General features: G+C 63.6%; 19 protein-coding genes. 4 read left to right on the top strand and 15 right to left on the bottom strand.

Annotated elements, in window-relative coordinates:
* Positions 1-8 precede the first annotated feature (8 nt).
* The 10 genes from AWB77_RS03190 to AWB77_RS03145 form a co-directional block, all read right to left on the bottom strand.
* The gene (locus AWB77_RS03190; protein ID WP_061132900.1) at positions 9-671 is read right to left on the bottom strand and encodes a DUF502 domain-containing protein; all 663 of its coding nucleotides are present in this window, start codon (positions 669-671) and stop codon (positions 9-11) included.
* A gap of 148 nt (positions 672-819) precedes the next feature.
* Complete coding sequence (locus AWB77_RS03185) at positions 820-1,185, bottom strand: FmdB family zinc ribbon protein (protein WP_061132899.1); 366 nt, start codon at positions 1,183-1,185, stop codon at positions 820-822.
* 150 nt (positions 1,186-1,335) lie between these two features.
* Positions 1,336-1,953, bottom strand: coding sequence for a methyltransferase domain-containing protein (locus AWB77_RS03180; RefSeq protein WP_061132898.1), 618 nt, complete (start codon positions 1,951-1,953; stop codon positions 1,336-1,338).
* An 11-nt stretch (positions 1,954-1,964) separates the two neighbouring features.
* Positions 1,965-3,536 carry a ubiquinone biosynthesis regulatory protein kinase UbiB gene (gene ubiB / locus AWB77_RS03175; RefSeq protein WP_061132897.1) on the bottom strand — a complete coding sequence of 524 codons (1,572 nt, stop codon included), beginning with the start codon at positions 3,534-3,536 and terminating at the stop codon, positions 1,965-1,967.
* A gap of 22 nt (positions 3,537-3,558) precedes the next feature.
* Positions 3,559-4,230: a ubiquinone biosynthesis accessory factor UbiJ gene (locus tag AWB77_RS03170; RefSeq protein WP_096031085.1), complete on the bottom strand. Its 672-nt coding sequence runs from the start codon at positions 4,228-4,230 to the stop codon at positions 3,559-3,561.
* A 168-nt stretch (positions 4,231-4,398) separates the two neighbouring features.
* A complete protein-coding gene (locus tag AWB77_RS03165) occupies positions 4,399-5,406 on the bottom strand; it encodes a Tim44 domain-containing protein (RefSeq protein ID WP_061132895.1) in 1,008 nt (335 codons plus the stop codon).
* Between the two features lie 25 nt (positions 5,407-5,431).
* Positions 5,432-6,163, bottom strand: a complete 732-nt coding sequence (gene ubiE / locus AWB77_RS03160) for a bifunctional demethylmenaquinone methyltransferase/2-methoxy-6-polyprenyl-1,4-benzoquinol methylase UbiE (protein ID WP_061132894.1) — start codon at positions 6,161-6,163, stop codon at positions 5,432-5,434.
* A gap of 84 nt (positions 6,164-6,247) precedes the next feature.
* Positions 6,248-6,655, bottom strand: a complete 408-nt coding sequence (locus AWB77_RS03155; RefSeq protein ID WP_061132893.1) for a gamma-butyrobetaine hydroxylase family protein — start codon at positions 6,653-6,655, stop codon at positions 6,248-6,250.
* A gap of 9 nt (positions 6,656-6,664) precedes the next feature.
* Positions 6,665-7,099, bottom strand: a complete 435-nt coding sequence (locus tag AWB77_RS03150; protein ID WP_061132892.1) for an HIT family protein — start codon at positions 7,097-7,099, stop codon at positions 6,665-6,667.
* Between the two features lie 37 nt (positions 7,100-7,136).
* Complete coding sequence (locus tag AWB77_RS03145; RefSeq protein ID WP_061133148.1) at positions 7,137-11,231, bottom strand: DUF3683 domain-containing protein; 4,095 nt, start codon at positions 11,229-11,231, stop codon at positions 7,137-7,139.
* Positions 11,232-11,726: 495 nt separating this feature from the next.
* Between AWB77_RS03145 and ilvA the strand changes: the two genes are divergently transcribed.
* Genes ilvA through queF form a run of 3 tightly spaced genes read left to right on the top strand, consistent with a single transcriptional unit; the run spans position 11,727 to position 15,012 of the window.
* Complete coding sequence (ilvA, locus tag AWB77_RS03140; RefSeq protein WP_061133147.1) at positions 11,727-13,250, top strand: threonine ammonia-lyase, biosynthetic; 1,524 nt, start codon at positions 11,727-11,729, stop codon at positions 13,248-13,250.
* A gap of 5 nt (positions 13,251-13,255) precedes the next feature.
* Entirely contained in the window at positions 13,256-14,191 is a 936-nt protein-coding gene (locus AWB77_RS03135) for a 5'-nucleotidase (RefSeq protein WP_061132891.1), read from the top strand.
* Positions 14,188-15,012 (top strand): NADPH-dependent 7-cyano-7-deazaguanine reductase QueF, encoded by an 825-nt coding sequence (queF, locus tag AWB77_RS03130; protein ID WP_061132890.1) that lies wholly within the window; start codon positions 14,188-14,190, stop codon positions 15,010-15,012. Before AWB77_RS03135 ends, queF begins: the two co-directional genes overlap by 4 nt.
* A 46-nt stretch (positions 15,013-15,058) precedes the next feature.
* Here the strand turns inward: queF and AWB77_RS03125 are convergent, their stop codons facing one another.
* The 3 genes from AWB77_RS03125 to AWB77_RS03115 are packed head-to-tail and all read right to left on the bottom strand — an operon-like array spanning position 15,059 to position 17,846.
* Positions 15,059-15,439 carry a RidA family protein gene (locus AWB77_RS03125; RefSeq protein WP_061132889.1) on the bottom strand — a complete coding sequence of 127 codons (381 nt, stop codon included), beginning with the start codon at positions 15,437-15,439 and terminating at the stop codon, positions 15,059-15,061.
* A 32-nt stretch (positions 15,440-15,471) separates the two neighbouring features.
* Positions 15,472-16,956 (bottom strand): N-acyl-D-amino-acid deacylase family protein, encoded by a 1,485-nt coding sequence (locus AWB77_RS03120; RefSeq protein ID WP_061132888.1) that lies wholly within the window; start codon positions 16,954-16,956, stop codon positions 15,472-15,474.
* A 2-nt stretch (positions 16,957-16,958) separates the two neighbouring features.
* On the bottom strand, positions 16,959-17,846 hold the full coding sequence (locus tag AWB77_RS03115) for a MurR/RpiR family transcriptional regulator (protein WP_061132887.1): 888 nt from the start codon (positions 17,844-17,846) through the stop codon (positions 16,959-16,961).
* Positions 17,847-17,980: 134 nt separating this feature from the next.
* Between AWB77_RS03115 and AWB77_RS03110 the strand changes: the two genes are divergently transcribed.
* Positions 17,981-19,255 carry an amino acid deaminase gene (locus tag AWB77_RS03110; RefSeq protein WP_061133146.1) on the top strand — a complete coding sequence of 425 codons (1,275 nt, stop codon included), beginning with the start codon at positions 17,981-17,983 and terminating at the stop codon, positions 19,253-19,255.
* On the opposite strand, the gene AWB77_RS03105 is transcribed toward AWB77_RS03110, so the two are convergent.
* Both AWB77_RS03105 and AWB77_RS03100 read right to left on the bottom strand, forming a co-directional pair.
* Positions 19,252-19,722 (bottom strand): MarR family winged helix-turn-helix transcriptional regulator, encoded by a 471-nt coding sequence (locus AWB77_RS03105; protein WP_061132886.1) that lies wholly within the window; start codon positions 19,720-19,722, stop codon positions 19,252-19,254. The genes AWB77_RS03110 and AWB77_RS03105 overlap by 4 nt on opposite strands.
* An 18-nt stretch (positions 19,723-19,740) precedes the next feature.
* Complete coding sequence (locus AWB77_RS03100) at positions 19,741-21,336, bottom strand: MFS transporter (protein ID WP_061132885.1); 1,596 nt, start codon at positions 21,334-21,336, stop codon at positions 19,741-19,743.
* Positions 21,337-21,378: the final 42 nt, after the last annotated feature.

Here is a 21,378-nt window from a genome sequence, read left to right as displayed (position 1 = left end):
CGCCGGCATTACATCGGCGGCTCGGTGGGGCGGCGGGCTGGCGCGACCGTGGACGGCGCGCTCGGCGCTGGGGCGACCACGCCCATCGAGACGATGTACTTCAGTGCGGCGTCGACGGTCATGTCCAGTTCGACGACTTCGCTTTTCGGCATCATCAGGAAGAAGCCGGACGTCGGATTCGGCGTCGTCGGCACATAGACGCTCACGTGCTCCTCGTCCAGATGATTCAGCACGTCGCCGCCCGGAATGCCCGTCAGAAAGCCGATAGTGTATGAGCCCTTGCGCGGATATTCGATCAGGAGCGCCTTGCGGAACGCGTTGCCGCTCGACGAGAGCAACGTGTCCGACACCTGTTTCACACTGGTGTACAGCGGACCGACCACCGGAATGTGACGCAGGATGGCGTCCCACCATTTCACGAGCTTCTGGCCGACGAAGTTCTGCGTCAACAGCCCGACGATGAAAATGAACGCGAGCGTCAGCACCGCGCCCACGCCCGGCAGATGGAAACCGACGACGCGTTCGGGCTGCCACGATTGCGGCAGCAGGAGCAGCGTCTGGTCCATCGTGCCGATCACGAGCCCGAGCACCCAGAGGGTGATCGCGAGCGGGACCAGCACGAGCAGGCCGGTGAGGAAAACGGATTTCAGCGTAGTCTTTTTCGTCGTCATTTACACGGGGCGAAGGCTGCGCCGGCTCTCGACTGCGTGGGAGATTCGGCTTGGCAGGCGGGCCGCGCCCGGTTGAGCGCGGTCGACGAGGTCATCGGCGTGACGCATCGGCGTAATACGCGGCCGGACGTGCCGGCCGTCTTGCGTTTCAGGCGGCGCCCGGCGTTGCGGACGTACCGGCGGCAGGCTTGGCACTGTCCGACGACGACGTGCTCGCCGGCGCCGCGCTTTCGCCCGAATTCGAGTTGCCGGAACTGGCGGAAGAAGCATCGTCCGATTTCGCCGCCGGCGCGTCCGGCGTGGCTGCCTTGTTCGATGCGCCGTTATTATTGCCGCCGCGAAAATCGGTGACATACCAGCCCGAACCCTTCAACTGGAATCCGGCGGCGGTCACCTGCTTCGAGAAAGCGTCCTTCCCGCAGGCGGGACATTGCGTGAGCGGTGCATCGCTCAATTTTTGAAGCACGTCTTTTTCGTGGCCGCAGTCGGCGCAACGGTACGCGTAAATCGGCATGGCACTCTTCCTACGATTATCTGTCGACGCTTGCAAAGCCTTGAATTATAGCCGCAAACCATTATCGACCCGCGATTTTCGGGATTTCCCGGCACGAGATCGATGCCGCGGTATTTCAGGGCGCGGCGGGTCGATTTCAAGCCGCGCGGCTCAGATTCGACGCCATGTCATCCAACGCTCGCGGCCCGCGAACACAGGAATCGAGCCGGTCACCTCGCGGTCCTCGATCAGTTCGAACCGTGGCGACAACAGCGCGTCCAGTTCGTCGCGCTCGATTCCGAAAGGCGGCCCTTTTGGCGTCGATCCGATGAAGAAGAAGCCCGCGAGCAGCGCGCCCGGCTTCAGCAGCGCGGCCATCCGGCTGGCGTAGTCCTGCCAGCGGCTTTTCGGCAGCGCGCAGAGAAAGGCGCGTTCGTAGATCCAGCCCGGTGAGAAAGGCGGCGCGTACGCAAAGAAGTCGGCCTCTTCGACAAGGCCCGCATGCGCGCCGAGCTGCACCCGCGCCGCCTCGACCGCGGCTGCGGAGAAGTCGATCGCGCGCACCGGCCAGCCGCGTTCGGCGAGATACAGCGCTTCGTACGCGCTGCCGCAGCCGGGAATCAGCACGTTGCACGCATCGCGCGACTCGACGAAGCGCGTGAACATCTCCGGCACGCCGGCCTGATCCCACGGCGTGAAACGACGGCCGAAACGCTCGTCCCAGAAACGCGGCGAATTCGGATCGCGGCTTTCGAACTCGGGAACGGCTGGATCGGTCGGATCGCTCATGTTTTGCGCCCTCAGGGATGAAGCCAGAACTGCGCGATCACGACGCCCGCGCCCGCCACCGCGACGAGACCGCCGACGAGCAACGTGATCAGCAGCCGGTTCGTGCGCTTCTGCTCGGCGAGCAGCATGCGCATGAGTTCGTCGCTGCCGCTTTTCGGCGCGTCGTGATGCTCTGCGAGGATATGGTGAATCAGCCGCGGCAGTTGCGGAATCGTCTTGCTCCACTGCGGCGCTTCCATCTGCAATCGTTCGTACCAGCCGCGCCAGCCGATCTGCTCGTTCATCCAGCGCTCGAGATACGGCTTGGCCGTTTTCCACAAGTCCAGTTCCGGATCGAGCGAGCGGCCAAGTCCTTCGACGTTGAGCATCGTCTTCTGCAACAGCACGAGCTGCGGCTGAATCTCGACGTTGAAGCGGCGCGACGTCGAAAATAGCCGCATCAGCACCTGGCCGAGCGAAATGTCCTTCAGCGCGCGATCGAAATACGGCTCGCAGACCGCGCGAATCGCGCTTTCCAGTTCTTCGACGCGCGTGCTCGGCGGCACCCAGCCGGATTCGAGGTGCAGCGTCGCGACGCGGTGATAGTCGCGCTTGAAGAACGCGAGGAAATTCTGCGCGAGATAGTTCTTGTCGAAGTCCGACAGCGCCCCGACGATGCCGAAATCCAGCGCGATATAACGCCCGAACGTCGCCGGATCGAGGCTCACCTGGATGTTGCCGGGGTGCATGTCGGCGTGAAAGAAGCCGTCGCGGAACACCTGCGTGAAGAAGATCTCGACGCCCTCGCGCGCGAGCTTCGGAATGTCGACGCCCGCCGCGCGCAACGTGCCAACCTGGCTGATCGGTACGCCGACCATGCGCTCCATGACGAGCACCGTCGGCGCGGACAGGTCCCAGTACATTTCCGGCACGAGCAGCAGGTCGAGCCCTAAAAAGTTGCGGCGTAACTGGCTGCCGTTGGCGGCCTCGCGCATCAGGTCGAGTTCGTCGTGGAGGTATTTGTCGAACTCCGCGACCACTTCGCGCGGTTTCAGGCGACGGCCATCCGCCCAGAGACGCTCGGCCCAGGTCGCGACGTCGCGCAGGAGCGCGAGGTCGGAGTCGATCACCGGCAGCATGCCCGGACGCAACACCTTCACCGCGACGGCCTTGCCCGCGTGCTCGCCGTTTTTGATCTTCGCGAAATGCACCTGCGCGATCGACGCGCTCGCCACCGGCACGCGCTCGAAATCGTCGAACAATTGATCGATGGGCGCGCCAAGCGACTTCTCGATGATCGACACGGCCACCGCCGAATCGAACGGCGGCACCTGATCCTGGAGTTTGGCGAGTTCATCGGCGACATCGACGGGCAGCAGATCGCGCCGCGTCGACAACACCTGCCCGAACTTCACGAAGATCGGACCGAGACTTTCCAGCGCGAGCCGCAGCCGGATGCCGCGCTCGATGTCGAAGCGGCGGCCGAACGTCGTGATACGCATGAGATAGCGCACGCGGCGGTCGTTGATGCCGCTCATCACCAGCTCATCGAGCCCGAAGCGGACGATCGTGAAAAAAATCTTGAGGAAACGCAGAAAACGCATGGTTCGAATTCGCTTCAGCTCGTTATTCGTGCGAGTCGCGCACAGACTCGCCGCCGGATCGCGCTGAGGCGCCGCTCGCCGGCCGGGATTGTTCGGTTTGCTGCCCGACTTGCCGCTCTACTCTTTCGATGCGCTTCTCGACGCGCGCGAGCGCATCGCGCGCTTTCGACAGCTCGGCGTTGAACGCGTCCAGCGCGCTCTTGCGCACGAGTTGCGGGCGTTCGTCGAGAAAATATTCGGTGACGGTGTCCAGCAGATTGCGTCCGGTGCGCTGCGCCTGCTCCTGCGCCGCCCGCGCGATGCGTCCGACGCGATGCGCGGGCGCGTCGCCGATCACGCGCGCAAGATCCTCTTCCGGATCCCAGCGCAGATGCTCTGCGAGCTTCGCGAGCGTCGTCGCGAATTCTGCGTCGCCTTCGATGCGCACGTGCTTCATCACCGCCGCCTGACCGCCTTGCAGGAACGCGGGCAGCGCGTCGAGCGGCACGGCGATGGTCACGTCGAATTCGCCGGCTTGCGCCTCGGTGGTCGCCGCGAAGAGACCGTCCGGCTGCACGACGAGCGCAATCGAAACCGGCTTGCACGACAGCTTCACGCGCTTGCCCGCGTATGGCTTCAGCCGTTCGAGCGCCCACGGCTCGCGCACGAGCAGATGGTTCACGGCGGCCGAAAATCCGCTGGACGCGGTCTTCAGGGCGGGATTTGCTGCGGGACGGGCGGATTCGTCTGCGTTCGTCATCGGCTATGAGATGAAAAAACCCGCGCGAGACGCTCCCGCGCGGGTTTCCATTCTACCTTCGCAACCGCCGATCACACCGGCGGCTGCCGGCGCCCTGGCCACTCGGCCAAGGCGCCGTCACGCTCAACTGACCTGCTGGATGCCGGCCAGCAGCCAGCCTTCGTTGCCGGCCTTTTGCTTCGACAGGTTCCAGACCTCGACGAACGGCTCCGCCGCCGCGCCCTCCGACTCGCGGATGAGGCCGTGGAAGCGCACGCTCGCGAGATACTCGGCCGCGCGATCCTCGACGCCGAGCAGATCGGCGTTGAGCTGCACGACGTCCGTGCGGTTCGGCGCGCTGCCGCGTGCGTCGACGTCGAGTTTCACTTCGGCGAACATTTCCGGCGTCGTGAACTCGCGGATGTCGTTGACGTTGCCGCGATCCCACGCGTCCTGCAGACGCACGAAGTAGACCTTTGCGTTACGCACGAAAGCATCGGTGTCGAAGCCCGCCGGCACGTTCGGATTCGCGACCGATTGCGTCGCCGGCGATTCGATGTAGTTCGCGCCGAAACCGGTCGGCTGCTGCGGCATCTGCGGCGGTTCCTGATTCAGGCTCTGGCGCGCGGCCGCACCGTACGGCGATCCCGCAGCCGAACCGGCGGCGGCATACGCGGGCGTGTTGCCGCCCTGACGCTTGCGCATGATGAAGCGGAACAGCATGACGGCCGCGAGCACGATCAACGCGATCATGATCATGTTGGCCATCGCGCCGGCGAAGGCTTCGCCCAGCCCGAAGTGCGACAACAGCGCCGCGATGCCCAGACCGGCTGCGAGGCCGGCGATCGGTCCGAGCCAGCGGTTTCGCGCGGGCTGCGCGGCCGCGGGCGCGGCCGGCGCGGGTTGCGCCCGCTGCGCCGTGGCGTTGTTCTGCTGCATCGACTGAGACTGCGACGGCGGCGTTGCCTGATGCTGCTGCGTCGCCGTGGCCGACTGCCGGCCCATGCTGCGTCCGCCGCCCATGCGCTTGGCTTCCGCCGTTTCCGCGAAGATTGCGCCAGCCGCAATAACGCCAGCCAGCGCCAAGATTCCGGCCTTCCTGAATATTGAGTTCAGGAAACCCCGGGGTTGGGGTTTGCGCGAATCGAACATATCGAATCCTTTAGTGAGTGGAACATCAAAATTTTGTCCCGACGTGTAACGCTACCACGCCACCTGACAAATTGTAATATTCGACTCGATCCAGGCCCGCTTGTTCCATCATCGTTTTCAGAGTTTCCTGGTCCGGGTGCATGCGGATGGATTCGGCCAGATACCGATAGCTCTCCGCGTCTTTTGCCACTTTTTCGCCAAGCCACGGCAAAATCTTGAAACTGTAGATATCGTACGGCTTCTTTAGCGGCTCCCACACTTTCGAGAACTCCAGCACGAGGAGCTTGCCGCCCGGCTTCAGCACGCGCGTCATCTCCGCCAGCGCGCGATCCTTGTGCGTCATGTTACGCAAACCGAAAGCAACCGTAACCAAATTGAAATAATTGTCGGGGAACGGGATCTTCTCGGCGTCGCAAAGCAACGCGGGCGTCAGCACACCCTTGTCGATAAGACGATCGCGCCCGACGCGCAGCATCGATTCGTTGATGTCCGTATGCCAGACTTCACCCGTTTCGCCCGCCTGCCTGGCGAAGGCCATCGCCAGATCGCCCGTCCCGCCCGCAATATCCAGCACCTTGTAGCCCGGCCGCACTTTCGCCTGCCCGATCGTGAAGTGCTTCCAGATCCGATGCAGTCCGCCGGACATCAGGTCGTTCATCAAGTCGTAGTTGCCCGCGACGGAGTGAAACACGCCCGCCACCTTCTTCGCCTTGTCCTGCTCGTCGACCGTTTCGTATCCGAAGTGGGTCTTGCTCATCGCGCGTATTCCTCGCCTGTTGTTCGTTCTATGTCTGCGCAATAGTCGCGCCGGGTATGCGGCCTTATGCCGCAGCCCTGATGCTCAATGACAGTGTCCGCCGGACGGTTTCGCGGCCATCGGCGTGTCGCGGTCCACGCCCGCGGCTTCCAGTTTCGACAGATAGTCGCGCCACAGCTCGTCTTGTCGCGTGGCAAGGTCGTGAAGGATGTCCCAGGAATAGATTCCCGTATTGTGACCGTCCGAAAAATTCAGTTGCAACGCGTAGTGCCCGACCGGATCGACGCCGATGATCGTCACCTCGCGCTTGCCCGTTTGCAGCGTTTCCTGTCCCGGGCCGTGGCCCTGCACTTCGGCGGAAGGCGAATAGACGCGCAGCAGCTCGAAGGGAACGCGATACGACTCGCCGCCATACTGCAGTTCCAGCAGGCGCGATTTCGAATGCACGACGACGCCGGTAGGAATCGGCGTCGTGGAAGTGAGTCCGCTCATGGTCTTGCCTTATTGATGTCCGAACGACTGGTTCAGCTCGTTGCGCACCTGCTCGCGCAAGAGCGTGGCCTGCGCCCGGCGCTTCGATAGCTGCGATTCGGACACCGTGCGCTGGCGCGGCGCCCAGATCGGCAGAGGAAAGCGGGAATCGTTGGAGAAGCGCGGGATGACGTGCCAGTGAACGTGCGGTACCTGATTGCCGAGACTTGCCAGATTGATCTTCTCCGGCACGAGCACGCGGCGCATTGCGCGCTCCACGCCATTGACCGCGGTCATCACGCGCGCGCGGTCGCCATCCGGCAAATCGGACATTTCGGCGACATGCGCGCCCCAGATCACACGGCACAAGCCCGGCCAGTCGGGCTCATCGGCAAGGACGACGCGCAACGCGTCGTCCGACCACAGCACTTCGCCGCCGTCTTCACGGCAAAACACACAGTCCATCTCATACCTCTAGCGAATCAAAACCCCGATTTCGCTATTACACCAGCACGCGCTCGATACCGCCATTGTTCGCGCGTTCGACGTACTGTTCCATCCAGTTCTCGCCGAGCACCTTGCGCGCCATTTCCACGACGATATAGTCCGCCTCGACGTTGGCGTCCTCGTTGTAGCGCGACAGACCTTGCAGACAGGACGGGCAGCTCGTCAGGATTTTCACGTCCGCGCCGTTGGTCTGCGGACCGTCGCCGGCCTTCAGCACCGAACCGGGCTGCGCGCCCGCCGCGCCCGCCGACGCATTCGCGATGTTGATCGCGTTCGCGCCCGCTTCCGCGACGAGCGGAATGCCACGCAGCTTGGCCGCGCCCTTGCGGATCTCTTCTTCCTTGCGAAAGCGCACCTGCGTCGAGATGTCCGGACGCGTGACCGCCAGCGTGCCCGACTCGCCGCAGCATCGATCGTTCTTCTCGATCTTGTAGCCGTCGTTCTGCGAACCCATCAGATCGTTGACGAGCTTGACCGGGTCCATCGTCTTGATCGGCGAGTGACACGGATCGTGGTACATGTAGCGCGTGCCGGTCACGCCGTCGAGCTTCATGTTCTTTTCGAGCAGGAACTCGTGAATATCGATGATCCGGCAGCCCGGGAAGATCTTTTCGAATTCATAGCCCGCGAGCTGGTCGTAGCACGTTCCGCACGACACCACGACAGTCTTGATGTCGAGATAGTTCAGCGTATTCGCGACGCGGTGGAACAACACGCGGTTGTCCGTCACGATCTTCTCGGCCTTGTCATACTGGCCCGAGCCGCGCTGCGGATAGCCACAGCACAGATAGCCCGGCGGCAGCACCGTCTGCACGCCCGCTTCCCATAGCATGGCCTGCGTCGCGAGCCCGACTTGCGAGAAGAGACGTTCCGAGCCGCAGCCCGGGAAATAGAACACGGCTTCCGAATCGACGGTGGTCGTCTGCGGATTGCGGATGATCGGGACGATTTTGTTGTCCTCGATATCCAGCAGCGCGCGCGCCGTCTTCTTCGGCAGATTGCCCGGCATCTTCTTGTTGACGAAGTGGATCACCTGCGTCACGACCGGCGGCTTGCCGACCGTCGCGGGCGGCTGAGCCGTCTGCTTCTTGACGATCTTCTTCAACACGTCGTTGCCAAGACGCTGCGCCTTGTAGCCGAAGCCCATCATCACGTTGCGCGCGAGATTGATGGTCTGCGGATTCGTCGCGTTCAGGAAGAACATGCCCGCCGCGTTGCCCGCGTTGAACTTCTTCTTGCCCATCTTGCGCAGCAGATTGCGCATGTTCATCGACACATCGCCGAAATCGATCTTCACCGGGCACGGCGTCGCGCACTTATGGCAGACCGTGCAGTGATCGGCGACGTCGTTGAATTCGTCCCAGTGCTTGATGGACACGCCGCGGCGCGTCTGCTCTTCGTACAGGAACGCCTCGACGAGCAGCGACGTCGCGAGAATCTTGTTGCGCGGGCTGTATAGCAGATTCGCGCGCGGCACGTGCGTCGCGCACACCGGCTTGCACTTGCCACAGCGCAGGCAATCCTTGATCGACTCGGAAATCGCGCCGATATCCGACTGCTGCATGATGATCGACTCGTAGCCCATCAGCCCGAACGACGGCGTGTACGCGTTGCGCAGGTCCGCGCCGTCGAACAGCTTGCCCTTGTTGAAGCGGCCATGCGGATCGACGCGCTGCTTGTACGCGCGGAAGCCGCTGATTTCGTCGTCGGTCAGGAATTCCAGCTTCGTGATGCCGATGCCGTGCTCGCCTGAAATCACGCCATCGAGCGAACGCGCGAGCTTCATGATGCGCGCGACCGCGTGATGCGCGTCCTGCAGCATCGCGTAGTTGTCGGAGTTGACGGGGATGTTCGTGTGCACGTTGCCATCGCCCGCGTGCATGTGCAGCGCGACGAACACGCGCCCGCGCAGCACTTGCTTGTGGATGGCCTGCGCTTCGTCGAGGATCGGCTTGAATTCGCCGCCATTGAAGATCTGACGCAGTTCCGCGCGAATCTCCTGCTTCCACGAGATGCGCACAGTGCGGTCCTGCGCGACGTGGAACACGTTGGCGTCCGGCTGAATGTCGACGCGATCCGCGAATTTCTCCGCGAGCCCTTCGTAACCGAGCGTGACGAGATAGTGCTGCGCCTCGCGCAAGGACATGTCGAGCATGTCGCCGACGAAAGTCCAGCGCTCGCGCACGCGCTTGAGCAGGTCGAGCGCCTGCGTCACGCGATCTTCGAGCAGTTCGGCGCTGGGGATTTCGTTGGCGTCGTCGGTCTTGCCGAGCGGCAGCTTGCCGGTGCGGAAGAACGCTTCGAGGGCATCGACGAGTTGCAGCTTGTTCTTGATCGACAACTCGATGTTGATGCGCTCGATGCCGTCGGTGTACTCGCCCATGCGGTTGAGCGGAATGACGACGTCTTCGTTGATCTTGAACGCGTTCGTGTGCTTGGCGATCGCGGCCGTGCGCGAGCGGTCGAGCCAGAAACGCTTGCGCGCCTCCGCGTTCACCGCGACGAAGCCTTCGCCGCTCTTGCCATTCGCCATGCGCACGACTTCCGACGTGGCGGCGGCGACGGCATCGGCGTCATTGCCGACGATATCGCCGATCAGCACCATCTTCGGAAATGCGTTGCGCTTGCTTTTCGTCGCATAACCGACCGCGCGCAGATAACGCTCGTCGAGATGCTCGAGACCGGCGAGGATTGCGCCGCCCTGCTTCGACGTCTCGAACAAATAGTCCTTGATCTCGACGATGCTCGGAATCGCATCGCGCGCCTGGCCGAAGAATTCGAGGCAGACGGTGCGCGTGTGCGCGGGCATCTTGTGCAGAATCCAGCGCGCGGACGTGATCAGACCGTCGCAGCCTTCCTTCTGCACGCCGGGCAGACCGGCGAGAAATTTATCGGTGACGTCCTTGCCGAGACCTTCCTTGCGGAACGTGCGCCCGGCAATGTCGAGATTTTCGGTGCGCAGCAGCTTCTCGCCCGGCGGACGGTTGCCGTCGAACCAGTCGAGCCGGAAACGCGCGACACCGACATCGTGAATCTTGCCGCAGTTGTGATCCAGACGCGTAATCTCGAGCCAGTTGCCTTCCGGATCGACCATGCGCCACCACGCGAGATTATCGAGCGCCGTGCCCCACAACACCGCCTTCTTGCCGCCCGCGTTCATTGCGACATTGCCGCCGACGCACGATGCATCCAGCGATGTCGGATCGACGGCGAACACGAAGCCCGCCTGCTCCGCCGCTTCGGTGACGCGCCGCGTGACCACGCCCGCGCCGGAAAAAATCGTCGCGACCTTGTGATCGACGCCCGGCAGGTCCGTCATTTCGACGGGACCGAGCTGCTCCAGCTTTTCCGTGTTGATGACGGCCGAAAACGGCGTGAGCGGAATCGCGCCGCCCGTGTAGCCGGTGCCGCCGCCGCGCGGAATCACGGTCAGGCCCAGTTCGAAGCATGCCTTGATGAGCCCGGCGATCTCGGCTTCCGTGTCTGGCGTCAACACGACGAACGGATATTCGACGCGCCAGTCGGTCGCGTCGGTGACGTGCGCGACGCGCGACAGGCCGTCGAACTTGATGTTGTCCTTCTGCGTCTGCTTTCCGAGCACGCGCGATGCGCGGCGGCGCAAGTCGGCCATGCGGCCGAACTCGGCGGCGAAATCATCGACGGCGCGGCGCGCGGCGGCAACCAGCAACTGCACGCGGCCAGCGCGCTCGCGGCTGCCGGCTTCGTCGCTGTGCGCGGTGAGATCGGCGCTGCGGCGTTTCTCGATTTCCGCGAGCCGGTGATTCAGCGCTTCGACCAGCAGCGCGCGGCGCTTCGGATTGTCGAGCAGATCGTCCTGCAGATACGGGTTGCGCCGCACGACCCAGATGTCGCCGAGCACTTCGTACAGCATGCGCGCCGAGCGGCCGGTGCGGCGCTCGTTGCGCAGTTCGTCGAGCACGGCCCAGGCTTCGTCGCCCAGGAGCCGCATGACGATTTCACGATCGGAAAACGACGTGTAGTTATAGGGAATTTCGCGCAGACGGGGCTCGGTATCGAGCGCCAAGGCGGCATGGGCGCCGTTCGGGTCGAAGGCTTGAGGTGCGTTCATGTTCGACGGTTCGGTGTGCCGGCGCTCGCGCTGTGACAAGCGGAAATGCCGGCGATGCGCGTGGGGGCGCAGATTTTCGAATGAGACTTCTCTTGGCGAAGACCGCCGCAGCGAGTCACGGCGCCTTCGGTGTGCCCGGGATCAACGCCACGATCGCGCGTGACGCGCATGCTTTTGCGCCGCGGGATGGCACTCGCGGGATACATGCGCCAGAAAATCGATCCGAAGCTGCCGGTGCATCTGCCGATCCTGATAGCTGATTCGTAAAAGGAAATTCTAACCCATCGCGGTGCGGCGCGTCGGCTGGCGCTAGCAGCGAGAAGGGGCATTTGCGCGCGAATTCGCGACACGTTTCCGGCATTTTCGACGCTTTTTTACACGACCGTCCGGACGGTCCAAACGCACCGCGTGTCCGACGAACGCGCGGATGGCGCTATCATTGATGCTTTCGCCCTCGAAAACTGCGCGGACCGGTACCGCGTGACGATTCTTCGCATGACACATCCCGACTACCTGAAGAAAGTGCTGACCGCGCGCGTGTACGACGTCGCGCGTGAAAGCGAGCTCGAACCCGCGCGCAATCTGTCGGCGCGGCTGCACAACGCCGTGTTCCTCAAGCGCGAGGACAATCAGGCGGTTTTCTCGTTCAAGATTCGGGGCGCCTATAACAAGATGGCGAACCTGCCCGCCGATGTGCTCGCGCGCGGCGTGATTACCGCCTCGGCCGGCAATCACGCGCAGGGCGTGGCGCTGTCGGCGGCGCGGCTTGGCTGCCGCGCGGTCATCGCGGTACCGACGACCACGCCGCAAGTGAAGATCGACGCGATCCGCGCGCACGGCGGCCCGACGGTCGAAGTGGTGCTCGCGGGCGAATCGTACAGCGACGCCTACGCGCGCGCGCTGCAGCTTCAGGAAGAGCGCGGCCTGACCTTCGTGCATCCGTTCGACGATCCCGACGTGATCGCCGGCCAAGGCACCGTCGCGATGGAAATCCTGCGCCAGCATCAGGGACCGATTCACGCGATCTTCTGCCCGATCGGCGGCGGCGGCCTCGCGGCGGGCGTCGCGGCGTACATCAAGGCGGTGCGCCCGGAGATCAAGGTGATCGGCGTGCAGACCGAGGATTCCTGCGCGATGGCGCAATCGATCAAGGCGGGCGAGCGCGTCACACTGAGCGAAGTCGGCCTGTTTTCGGACGGCACGGCGGTGAAGCTCGTCGGCGAGGAAACGTTCCGGCTGTGCAACGAATTGCTCGACGAAGTCCTCACCGTCGATACGGACGCGCTCTGCGCCGCGATCAAGGACGTCTTTCAGGACACGCGCTCCGTGCTCGAACCGGCGGGCTCGCTCGCGGTGGCGGGCGCGAAGCTGTATGCGGAGCGCGAAGGCATCGAAGGCAAGACGCTGATCGCGGTGACGTCCGGCGCGAACATGAACTTCGACCGCATGCGCTTCGTCGCGGAGCGCGCGGAAGTCGGCGAGGCGCGCGAGGCCGTGTTCGCCGTGACCATTCCCGAAGAGCGCGGCAGCTTCCGGCGCTTCTGCGAGCTTGTCGGCACACGCAGCGTGACGGAGTTCAACTACCGTATCGCCGATGAAAGAGCCGCGCATATCTTCGTCGGCGTGCAGATCAAGTCGCGCAAGGAAACGGCGCAGATGATGACCTCGTTCATCGAACATGGCTTCGCGACGGTCGATCTGTCGCACGATGAACTCTCGAAGCAGCACATCCGCTACATGGTCGGCGGCCGTTCGCCGCTCGCGCAAGACGAACGCCTGCTGCGTTTCGAATTTCCCGAGCGTCCGGGCGCGCTGATGAAGTTCCTCTCATCGATGGCGCCCGACTGGAATATCAGCCTCTTCCATTACCGGAATCAGGGCGCGGATTACAGCTCGATTCTCGTCGGCATTCAGGTGCCGCAGTCGGACAACGCGGAGTTCGAGCGCTTCCTCGCGACGCTCGGCTATCCGTGGTGGGACGAAGGCGCGAATCCGGTGTACAAGCTGTTTCTGGCCTGACGCAGATGGCCTTTACGCTCGAAGACAAGCTCGTCGTTGCGATATCGTCGCGCGCCCTCTTCGATTTCGAGGAAGAGAATCAGGTCTTCGAAACGGGCGATCTCGCGCGGTATGAGGCGCTGCAGCGCGAACGGCTGGACACGCCCGCGAAGCCGGGTGTGGCATTCGCCCTCATTCGAAAGCTGCTCGCGCTCAACGCACAGGAACAACGCGTCGAGGTCGTCATTCTGTCTCGCAGCGATCCGATCAGCGGCCTGCGTGCGTTTCGCTCATGCAAGGAGCATGGCTTGGCGATCGAACGCGGCGTATTCACGCGCGGGCGATCGCCGTTCCGCTATCTGAGGCCGCTGCGCGCGTCGCTTTTTCTGTCGGCGAATCCGGAAGACGTGCGCGCGGCGCTCGACGCCGGTTTTCCTGCCGCCAGCGTGCTGCCCGAAACTGTCGTCGCAGCGAGCCACCACGCCGATGAAATTCGCATCGCGTTCGATGGCGACGCCGTGATCTTTTCCGACGAAGCCGAGCGCGTATATCAACTGAGCGGCCTGCCCGCGTTTATCGGCCACGAAACCGACAACAAGGATTCGCCCTTGCCCGGCGGACCGCTCAAGCCGCTGCTCGCCGCTCTCAACAAGCTCCAACGCATTGCTGCGCAGGGCGAGCGCGAAGGGACGACACCTGCGAAAGGCACTCCGCCGATGCACATCCGCACGGCGCTCGTCACCGCGCGTTCGGCGCCCGCGCACGAGCGCGCGATCCGCACGCTGATGGCGTGGAACATCGAAATCGACGAAGCGATGTTTCTCGGCGGACTCGACAAGGGCGAATTCCTGCGCGAATTCGAGCCCGACTTTTTCTTCGACGATCAAATTCGCCACTGCGAATCGGCTCGCGTCGTCACGGCGACGGGGCACGTTCTCAGCGGCATAGCGAACGCATCATGACACCCGACCAATCTCCGCTCGGCAAGCCCGTCCACTACACCGAACAGTACGATGCGTCGCTGCTGTTTCCGATCGATCGCAAACGCGCGCGCGACGCGATCGCCGTGCCCGCGCGCCTGCCGTTCTTCGGCACGGATATCTGGAACGCGTATGAGTTGTCGTGGCTGAACAAGCGCGGCAAGCCGCAGATCGCGGTCGCGACGTTCTTCGTGCCGGCGGATTCGCCGAACATCGTGGAGTCGAAGTCGTTCAAGCTATATCTCGGCTCGTTTGCGCAGACGCAGTTCGATTCGATCGACGATGTGCGCGCCGCCATCAAGCGCGATGTCTCCGCTGTGTGCGGCGCGACGGTGTCGGTGCAACTCGCGGCGCCTGCCGATTTCGGCAAGCTGACGATGGAAGAGTTCGATGGTTTGTCGCTCGACCGCCTCGATCTCGATTGCGAAGTGTTCTCGCCCGATCCATCGCTGCTGAAGGCCGCGCACGACGAAGCGCCCGTCGACGAGACGCTGTTTTCGAATCTGTTGAAATCGAATTGCCCGGTGACGGGACAGCCGGACTGGGGCAGCGTGCAGATCCGTTACTACGGTGGACAGATCGATCACGCGGGGCTGCTGCGGTATATCGTTTCTTATCGCGAACATACCGGGTTTCATGAGCAATGCGTCGAGCGCATCTTCATGGACATCATGCGCGAGTGCAAGCCGGAGCGTTTGGCCGTGTATGCGCGCTATACGCGGCGCGGCGGGCTGGATATCAATCCGTTCCGGACGAACTTCAATTTGCCGATGCCGGATAACGCGCGGCTGGCGCGGCAGTGAATGAAGATGCGGCTCTGTTTCTCGAGAAGCAGAGCCGCGGCCCTTCTTACGCCTTCTTATAAGCCACGCAATCCACCTCGACCTTGCAGTCGATCACCATCGACGACACGACACAAGCCCGTGCCGGCGGATTCGCGCCGAAGTATTCCTTGAACACCTTGTTGAACGATGCGAAGTCACGCGGATCGTCCAGCCAGACGCCGCAGCGTACAACGTGCTCGGTGCCATAACCCGCTTCCTTCAGAATCGCGAGCACGTTCTGGATCGCCTTATGCGATTGCTCGACGATGCCGCCGTTGATCACCTCGCCGTTTTCCATCGGCGTCTGGCCCGATACGAAGAGCCAGCCATCGGCCTCCACCGCGCGTGCGAACGGCATGTGCGCGCCGCCTTGTCCCTTGCCACCTTCCACGCCATAACGCTTCATCGTTTCAACTCCTTTTCCTTAGCAATCAATGTTCAGAACGCGCCGGCCGCATCCAGCTTCGATGCCGAACCGCGCGCCACGAAACGCCCCGCGCGCGCGCCGGTCACGGCCTGCTCGCGATACGTCAAAACGCCATTCACCCACACCGCGTCGATGCCGTCCGCCGCCTGCTGCGGCTTCGCGAACGTCGCGGAATCGATCACGCGCTCCGGATCGAACACGACCAGATCAGCGTGATAACCAACCTTCACTTCACCGCGCTCCGCGATGCTGAAGCGCCGCGCCGACAGGCTCGTCATCTTGCGCACCGCGTCTTCGAGCGTCAGCACGCCTTCATCGCGCGCATAGTGGCCGAGCACGCGCGGAAACGCGCCCCACAAACGCGGATGCGGCAGCGGATCGTTCGGCAATCCGTCCGAGCCGACCATCGTCGCGGGATGCGACAGGATGCGCCGCACATCGTCTTCCGACATGTTGTGATACACCGCGCCCGCCGGTTGCAGACGCTTCGCGGCTTCCTGCTGCGTCACCTGCCATTCGCCGGCGACTTCGCGGATCAGCTTGCCCGCCATCTCGGGATGCGGCGTCGACCATGTGATCGTGATGTCGATATCGCCCGTCACCTGCTTCAGATCCAGCGTCGACGACGAGCGGTTGTACGGATAGCAATCGCATCCGACCGGCTGTTCGTCGCGCGTCGCCTCGATCGACTTAAGCACCTCGACGCTGCGTCCCCAGTTCGACGGTCCCGCGCACTTCAGATGCGAAATCACCACTGGCACGCGCGCGTGACGCCCGACGCGATACGCCTCGTCCATCGCGTCGAGAATGGCGTCGAACTCGGTGCGCATGTGCGTCGTGTAGAGCGCGCCCGCCTTCGCCAGCGGGACGGCCAGCGCCTGCACTTCCTCCGGCGGCGCGTTGAACGCGGAGCCGTACGCCAATCCGCTCGACAAACCGAGCGCGCCGTTGTCCAGCGCCTCTTCGAGCTGCGCGCGCATCGCGGCGACTTCATCGTCCGATGCGCCGCGATCGAGCCGGTCCATGTGATTGTTGCGCAGCGCCGTATGGCCGATCAGCGCGCCGACATTCACCGCCGGGCGCGCGGCATTCACGGCATCGACGTAAGAGGCGAAGGTCGGGTATGCGAAGGCGGCGGCGTCGCCGAGCAGGTTCATCGGATCGGGCGGCGCGCCCTTCAACGTCACCGGCGACGCGCTGATCCCGCAATTGCCGACGATCACCGTCGTCACGCCCTGCGTGATCTTCGGCATCATCTGCGGCGAGCGGATGACATGCGTGTCGTCGTGCGTATGGACGTCGATGAAACCGGGCGCGAGTACCTTGCCTCGCGCGTCGAACGTTTCATCGGCGCGCCACGCGGACAAACCGCCCGGCTCGACGATCGCAACGATGCGCCCGTCGCGCACGGCGACATCGCGCTCCACGGCAGGCGCGCCCGTGCCGTCGATCACGCGCGCGCCGACGATCAGCGTGTCGGCCCTGAGCGTTTCCATGATCAGTCTCCCAAAGGTTGACGCTCGCCGCCGCCGCGATGCGAATCGAGCGCGTGCTTCATGCGGCGCAACAGTTCGCGGCTGTGATCGGCCTGCTTGACGGCCAGTTCGGTGACGAGCAGATCGAGCGCCATCATCATCGCGTAGCGCGACGACGACGGCTTGTAGATAAAGTCCGTTTCGATCGCGATGACCGGAATCAGCCAGTCCGCGAGCGCGCCCAGCGGCGATGCGGGCGCGGTCAGCGCGATCACGCGCGCGCCGTACTGCTTCGCGAGCGCGCAGCTTTCGACGATTTCGGGCGTCTGCCCCGTCACCGACAGCGCGACGACGACATGCTCCCTCGATAACGTCGACGCCACCATGCGCTGCAACAGCCCGTCCTGATACGACGCCACCGGCCGCCCGAGCCGCACGAGACGAAAGCGCATTTCGTCGGCGAGCGCCGTGGAGCCGCCGCCCATGCCGAACACGTAGATCATCGACGCCGCCGCGAGCGCGTCAGCCGCTTGCGCGATCGGCGCAGCGGCGAGCGCGCCCTGGTTCTGCGCGAGCGTCGCCTGCACTTCCTCGAAGATGCGCGCGGCGAGCGAATCGGGGACGGCGTCGGCATCGCGTGTCAGAAAGCGCTGCCCGACGCCCGCCGCCTGCGCGAGCCGCAGCTTGAGTTCGCGCACGTCCTCACAACCGACCGCCTTTGCGAAACGCGTGACCGAGGCGACGCTGACTTCGGCTTTCTCCGCCAGCGCGCCGATGCTCGCGCGCGATGCGCTCACGATGTCGTCGAGAATCAGCGCGGCGACCTTGCGCTCGGCGCCGCGCAAGTCGGGCGCGCGCTCCGCGATGCGTGCGACGATGTCGAAGCTGAGCGGGTCGGCGTGGCCGTTCATGGTTTACGATGAGTGCGTGTTACTAAATAACATTTCCTCCCCGGATGCTACTTTGGTTAACATAGCACCGTCAACCTTGACGCACATCGAATCCCGCGCAGGGTTTATTTAAACGGACGATGGAGTGGCAGCACATGAAAGTTACAAACTATCAGAACGCGACGATCGACCCGTTCGGCAAGGGTCTCGGCATGGTGCCGGGCACGGGCATCCAGTTGAACGACGCGTCGCGTCTGCAATGGAATCTGCTCGAAGAGGACGTGAGCCTGCCCGCCGCCGTGCTCTATTCCGATCGCATCGAACACAATCTGAAGTGGATGCAGGACTTCGTCGGCGAATACGGCGTGAAGCTCGCGCCGCACGGCAAAACGACGATGGCGCCGCAACTCTTTCGCCGCCAGCTCGACACCGGCGCGTGGGGCATTACGCTCGCGACCGCGCATCAGGTGCGCGCGGCGTATCGCGGCGGCGTGCATCGCATCCTGATGGCGAATCAGCTCGTCGGCAAACGCAACATGGGCATGATCGCGGAGTTGCTGACCGACGCGAATTTCGAATTCTTCTGTCTCGTCGATTCAGCCGATGGCGTCGATCAGCTCGGCGAATTCTTCAGTTCGGTGCGCAAGAAGCTGAACGTGCTGATCGAACTCGGCGTGCCGGGCGGACGCACCGGCGTACGCGACGACGCGCAGCGGGACGCCGTGCTCGCTGCAATCGCTCGCTGGAACGGGACGATCGAGCTTGCGGGCATCGAGTTATACGAAGGCGTGCTGCAGGACGAAACGAAAGTGCGCGAGTTCCTGAAGGGCGCGGTCGATGTCACGCGCAAGCTGATCGGCGAAGGCAAGATCGCGCGCAAGCCGGCGATTCTCTCGGGCGCGGGATCGGCGTGGTACGACGTTGTCGCCGACGAATTCGCGAAGGCCAACAGCGATGCGATCGAAGTCGTGCTGCGTCCGGGCTGCTATCTGACGCACGATGTCGGCATCTACAAGAAGGCGCAGAACGAGATTTTCGCGCGCAATCCGATCGCGAAGAAGATGGGCCAAGGCCTGAAGCCGGCGCTGCAATTGTGGGCTTACGTGCAGTCGATTCCGGAGCCGGATCGCGCGATCATCGGTCTCGGCAAGCGCGATTCCGCGTTCGATGCGGGCATGCCCGAGCCGGCGAAGCATTATCGGCCGGGCAACGAGGCGCCGCGCGATGTCACGTCCGACGACGGCTGGGAGATTTTCGGTTTGATGGATCAGCACGCGTACCTGCGCATCAAGCCGGGCGACGACGTGAAGGTCGGCGACATGATCGCGTTCGACATCTCGCATCCGTGCCTGACCTTCGACAAGTGGCGCCAGATTCTCGTCGTCGATCCGAAGTATCGCGTCACCGAAGTGATCGAAACGTTCTTCTAGGCCTTCTCTTCGACGGCGGCCGCCTGCGATGCATTGGCAGCCGCCACTTCCTGAATGCGTCCCTCGAACATGTGCAGCGCGCTCGACAAGGCTTCGATGGCCTCGTCGGGCAACGAAGCCATCGTGTCGTGCAGGAACGCGTTGCGTCGCGGCAAACCCTCTTCGGCAATCGCGCGCCCTTGCGCCGTGAGCGCGACATTCGATACGCGATTGTCGCGCGCATCGACGCTGCGCACGATCCAGCCGAGCCCTTCGAGCGTCTTCAATTGGCGCGTGAGCGCGCCCGGATCGACCTTCAGACGTTCGACGAGCCGTTTTTGCGACAGCACGCCCGCGTGCTCGTGCAACGCGAGCAGGATGCGCCAGCGCGGCATCGGCTGGCCCACGGCCGCCTCGAATGCTGACATGAACGCGCGATAAGTGCGCCCGAATTGCTGCACCACGGCGATACGGTCCTGTTCATTCATACGTGTGCGTTTCCGTAGTCATTCGGCGAGGATGACCGGTTCTTGCGGCCCTTTCAAGCGTACCGGCGGCACGCGGCGCGACTGCCACAACGACACCACGGCGATTAGCGCGGCCAGCGCAAGACCGATGTGAATCGCCGCGACGAGCGCCTCGCGCGCCGCTTCGAGCAGCATCGCGCCGTTATGACCCGCTGCCGACAGTTGCGCGAGCAGCGTCTGCTGGCCTTCGCGATTGATGAGGATTTGCGGATCGGAGAGATCGGCGGCCCAGTGCATCGCGCGATCTTTTTCGAGCGCGAGACTCACGCCGCTCGCATAGAGATGACTCACGAGCGTGCCGGTGAGCGCGGTGCCGATCATCCCGCCGATCATGCGCAGCGATTGCAGCAACGCGGTCGCGATACCGAGATGCGCGCGGCCCGCGGTCTGCTGAGCGAAGACGGTGAGATTCGGCATGACGAAGCCGAGCCCGAGGCCGCCGAGCAACATGACGACGAGCAGCAGCGCGCGCGGCATGTTGTGCGTCGCGACGACGACGCCGAGACACGACACCGCGAGCAGCGCAAAACCGGCGTACAGCATCACGTTCGCGTTCTTCAGTCGCGTGACGATGCGCCCGTTCACGATGCTGCCGATCGTGATGAAGACGACGAGCGGCGTGATCATCATGCCGGCGTCCTTCGGCGACATGCCGAAGCCGCCCTGGAACAGCAGCGGCGCGTAGAAGAGCAGCGAGAACATCGTGAAGCCGCCGAGAATCGAGAGCGTGAAGAGCGCGGCGAGCGCCTTGTTGCGGAACATGTCGATGGGCAGGATCGCGTGATCGCAGCGCTTCTCCCACTTCCACAGCGCGAAGCCCGCGGCGACGCTCATCGCGAGCAGCGCGGCCGTTTCGGCGCTGAACCCGTGCTTCGGCAACATTTCGACGAACATCTGCAGCGCGCCGAGCGCCACCGCGATGAGCATCGCGCCGGGCCAGTCGAGACGCATCTTGCCTTCGTGCGCGATGTGGCGCAGATGCGGCAGGAAGCGCCACACGAAAAAGAGCGAAACGATACCCACTGGTAGATTCACGTAGAACACCGAGCGCCAGCCGTAGTATTGCGTGAGAAAACCGCCGAGCGACGGCCCCACCGCATTGGCGATGCCGAACGCGGAACTCATCATCACTTGCCAGCGCAGGCGCACGACGTTATCGGGAAAGAGATCGGCGATGCACGCGAACGCGGTCCCGACGAGCATGCCGCCGCCGATGCCCTGCAACCCGCGCGCGAGCACGAGGAACATCATGCTGTTGGCAAGCCCGCACAGCACGGACGCGACCGTGAACACCACGATCGACGCGATCACGAACGGTTTGCGCCCGTAGTAGTCGCCGAGCCGCCCGAAAATCGGCACGGTGATGACGGAAGTTAGAAGATACGAGGTTGCGACCCACGCGTAGAGATCGAAGCCCTTGAGCTCGGCCACGATCGTGGGCAGCGCGGTGCCGACCACCGTCTGGTCGAGCGCGACGAGCATCGTGACGAACGAGATGCCCAGCATCGCCATGAGCGACTCGCGGAAAGGCAGGACTTGTCCGCTGGAATGATGCGCGGCTGTGTGAACGGCCATCTTTTGTAAGCGCAATGATTGACTAGTCAACGGAAATGGAAT

The sequence above is a fragment of the Caballeronia fortuita genome (assembly GCF_001544835.2).
In the GTDB taxonomy this organism is placed as follows: Bacteria; Pseudomonadota; Gammaproteobacteria; order Burkholderiales; family Burkholderiaceae; genus Caballeronia; species Caballeronia fortuita.
Note: the sequence above shows the minus strand (reverse complement) of the source record. Positions and strands in the feature narration are given on the sequence as shown.

Excerpts from the sequence above, each read along its gene's own strand:
- AWB77_RS03190 (WP_061132900.1), bottom strand. The coding sequence starts at position 671 with ATGACGACGAAAAAGACTACGCTGAAATCCGTTTTCCTCACCGGCCTG.
- AWB77_RS03185 (WP_061132899.1), bottom strand. The coding sequence starts at position 1,185 with ATGCCGATTTACGCGTACCGTTGCGCCGACTGCGGCCACGAAAAAGAC.
- AWB77_RS03180 (WP_061132898.1), bottom strand. The coding sequence starts at position 1,953 with ATGAGCGATCCGACCGATCCAGCCGTTCCCGAGTTCGAAAGCCGCGAT.
- ubiB (WP_061132897.1), bottom strand. The coding sequence starts at position 3,536 with ATGCGTTTTCTGCGTTTCCTCAAGATTTTTTTCACGATCGTCCGCTTC.
- AWB77_RS03165 (WP_061132895.1), bottom strand. The coding sequence starts at position 5,406 with ATGTTCGATTCGCGCAAACCCCAACCCCGGGGTTTCCTGAACTCAATA.
- ubiE (WP_061132894.1), bottom strand. The coding sequence starts at position 6,163 with ATGAGCAAGACCCACTTCGGATACGAAACGGTCGACGAGCAGGACAAG.
- AWB77_RS03155 (WP_061132893.1), bottom strand. The coding sequence starts at position 6,655 with ATGAGCGGACTCACTTCCACGACGCCGATTCCTACCGGCGTCGTCGTG.
- AWB77_RS03150 (WP_061132892.1), bottom strand. The coding sequence starts at position 7,099 with ATGGACTGTGTGTTTTGCCGTGAAGACGGCGGCGAAGTGCTGTGGTCG.
- AWB77_RS03145 (WP_061133148.1), bottom strand. The coding sequence starts at position 11,231 with ATGAACGCACCTCAAGCCTTCGACCCGAACGGCGCCCATGCCGCCTTG.
- ilvA (WP_061133147.1), top strand. The coding sequence starts at position 11,727 with ATGACACATCCCGACTACCTGAAGAAAGTGCTGACCGCGCGCGTGTAC.
- AWB77_RS03135 (WP_061132891.1), top strand. The coding sequence starts at position 13,256 with ATGGCCTTTACGCTCGAAGACAAGCTCGTCGTTGCGATATCGTCGCGC.
- queF (WP_061132890.1), top strand. The coding sequence starts at position 14,188 with ATGACACCCGACCAATCTCCGCTCGGCAAGCCCGTCCACTACACCGAA.
- AWB77_RS03125 (WP_061132889.1), bottom strand. The coding sequence starts at position 15,439 with ATGAAGCGTTATGGCGTGGAAGGTGGCAAGGGACAAGGCGGCGCGCAC.
- AWB77_RS03120 (WP_061132888.1), bottom strand. The coding sequence starts at position 16,956 with ATGGAAACGCTCAGGGCCGACACGCTGATCGTCGGCGCGCGCGTGATC.
- AWB77_RS03115 (WP_061132887.1), bottom strand. The coding sequence starts at position 17,846 with ATGAACGGCCACGCCGACCCGCTCAGCTTCGACATCGTCGCACGCATC.
- AWB77_RS03110 (WP_061133146.1), top strand. The coding sequence starts at position 17,981 with ATGAAAGTTACAAACTATCAGAACGCGACGATCGACCCGTTCGGCAAG.
- AWB77_RS03105 (WP_061132886.1), bottom strand. The coding sequence starts at position 19,722 with ATGAATGAACAGGACCGTATCGCCGTGGTGCAGCAATTCGGGCGCACT.
- AWB77_RS03100 (WP_061132885.1), bottom strand. The coding sequence starts at position 21,336 with ATGGCCGTTCACACAGCCGCGCATCATTCCAGCGGACAAGTCCTGCCT.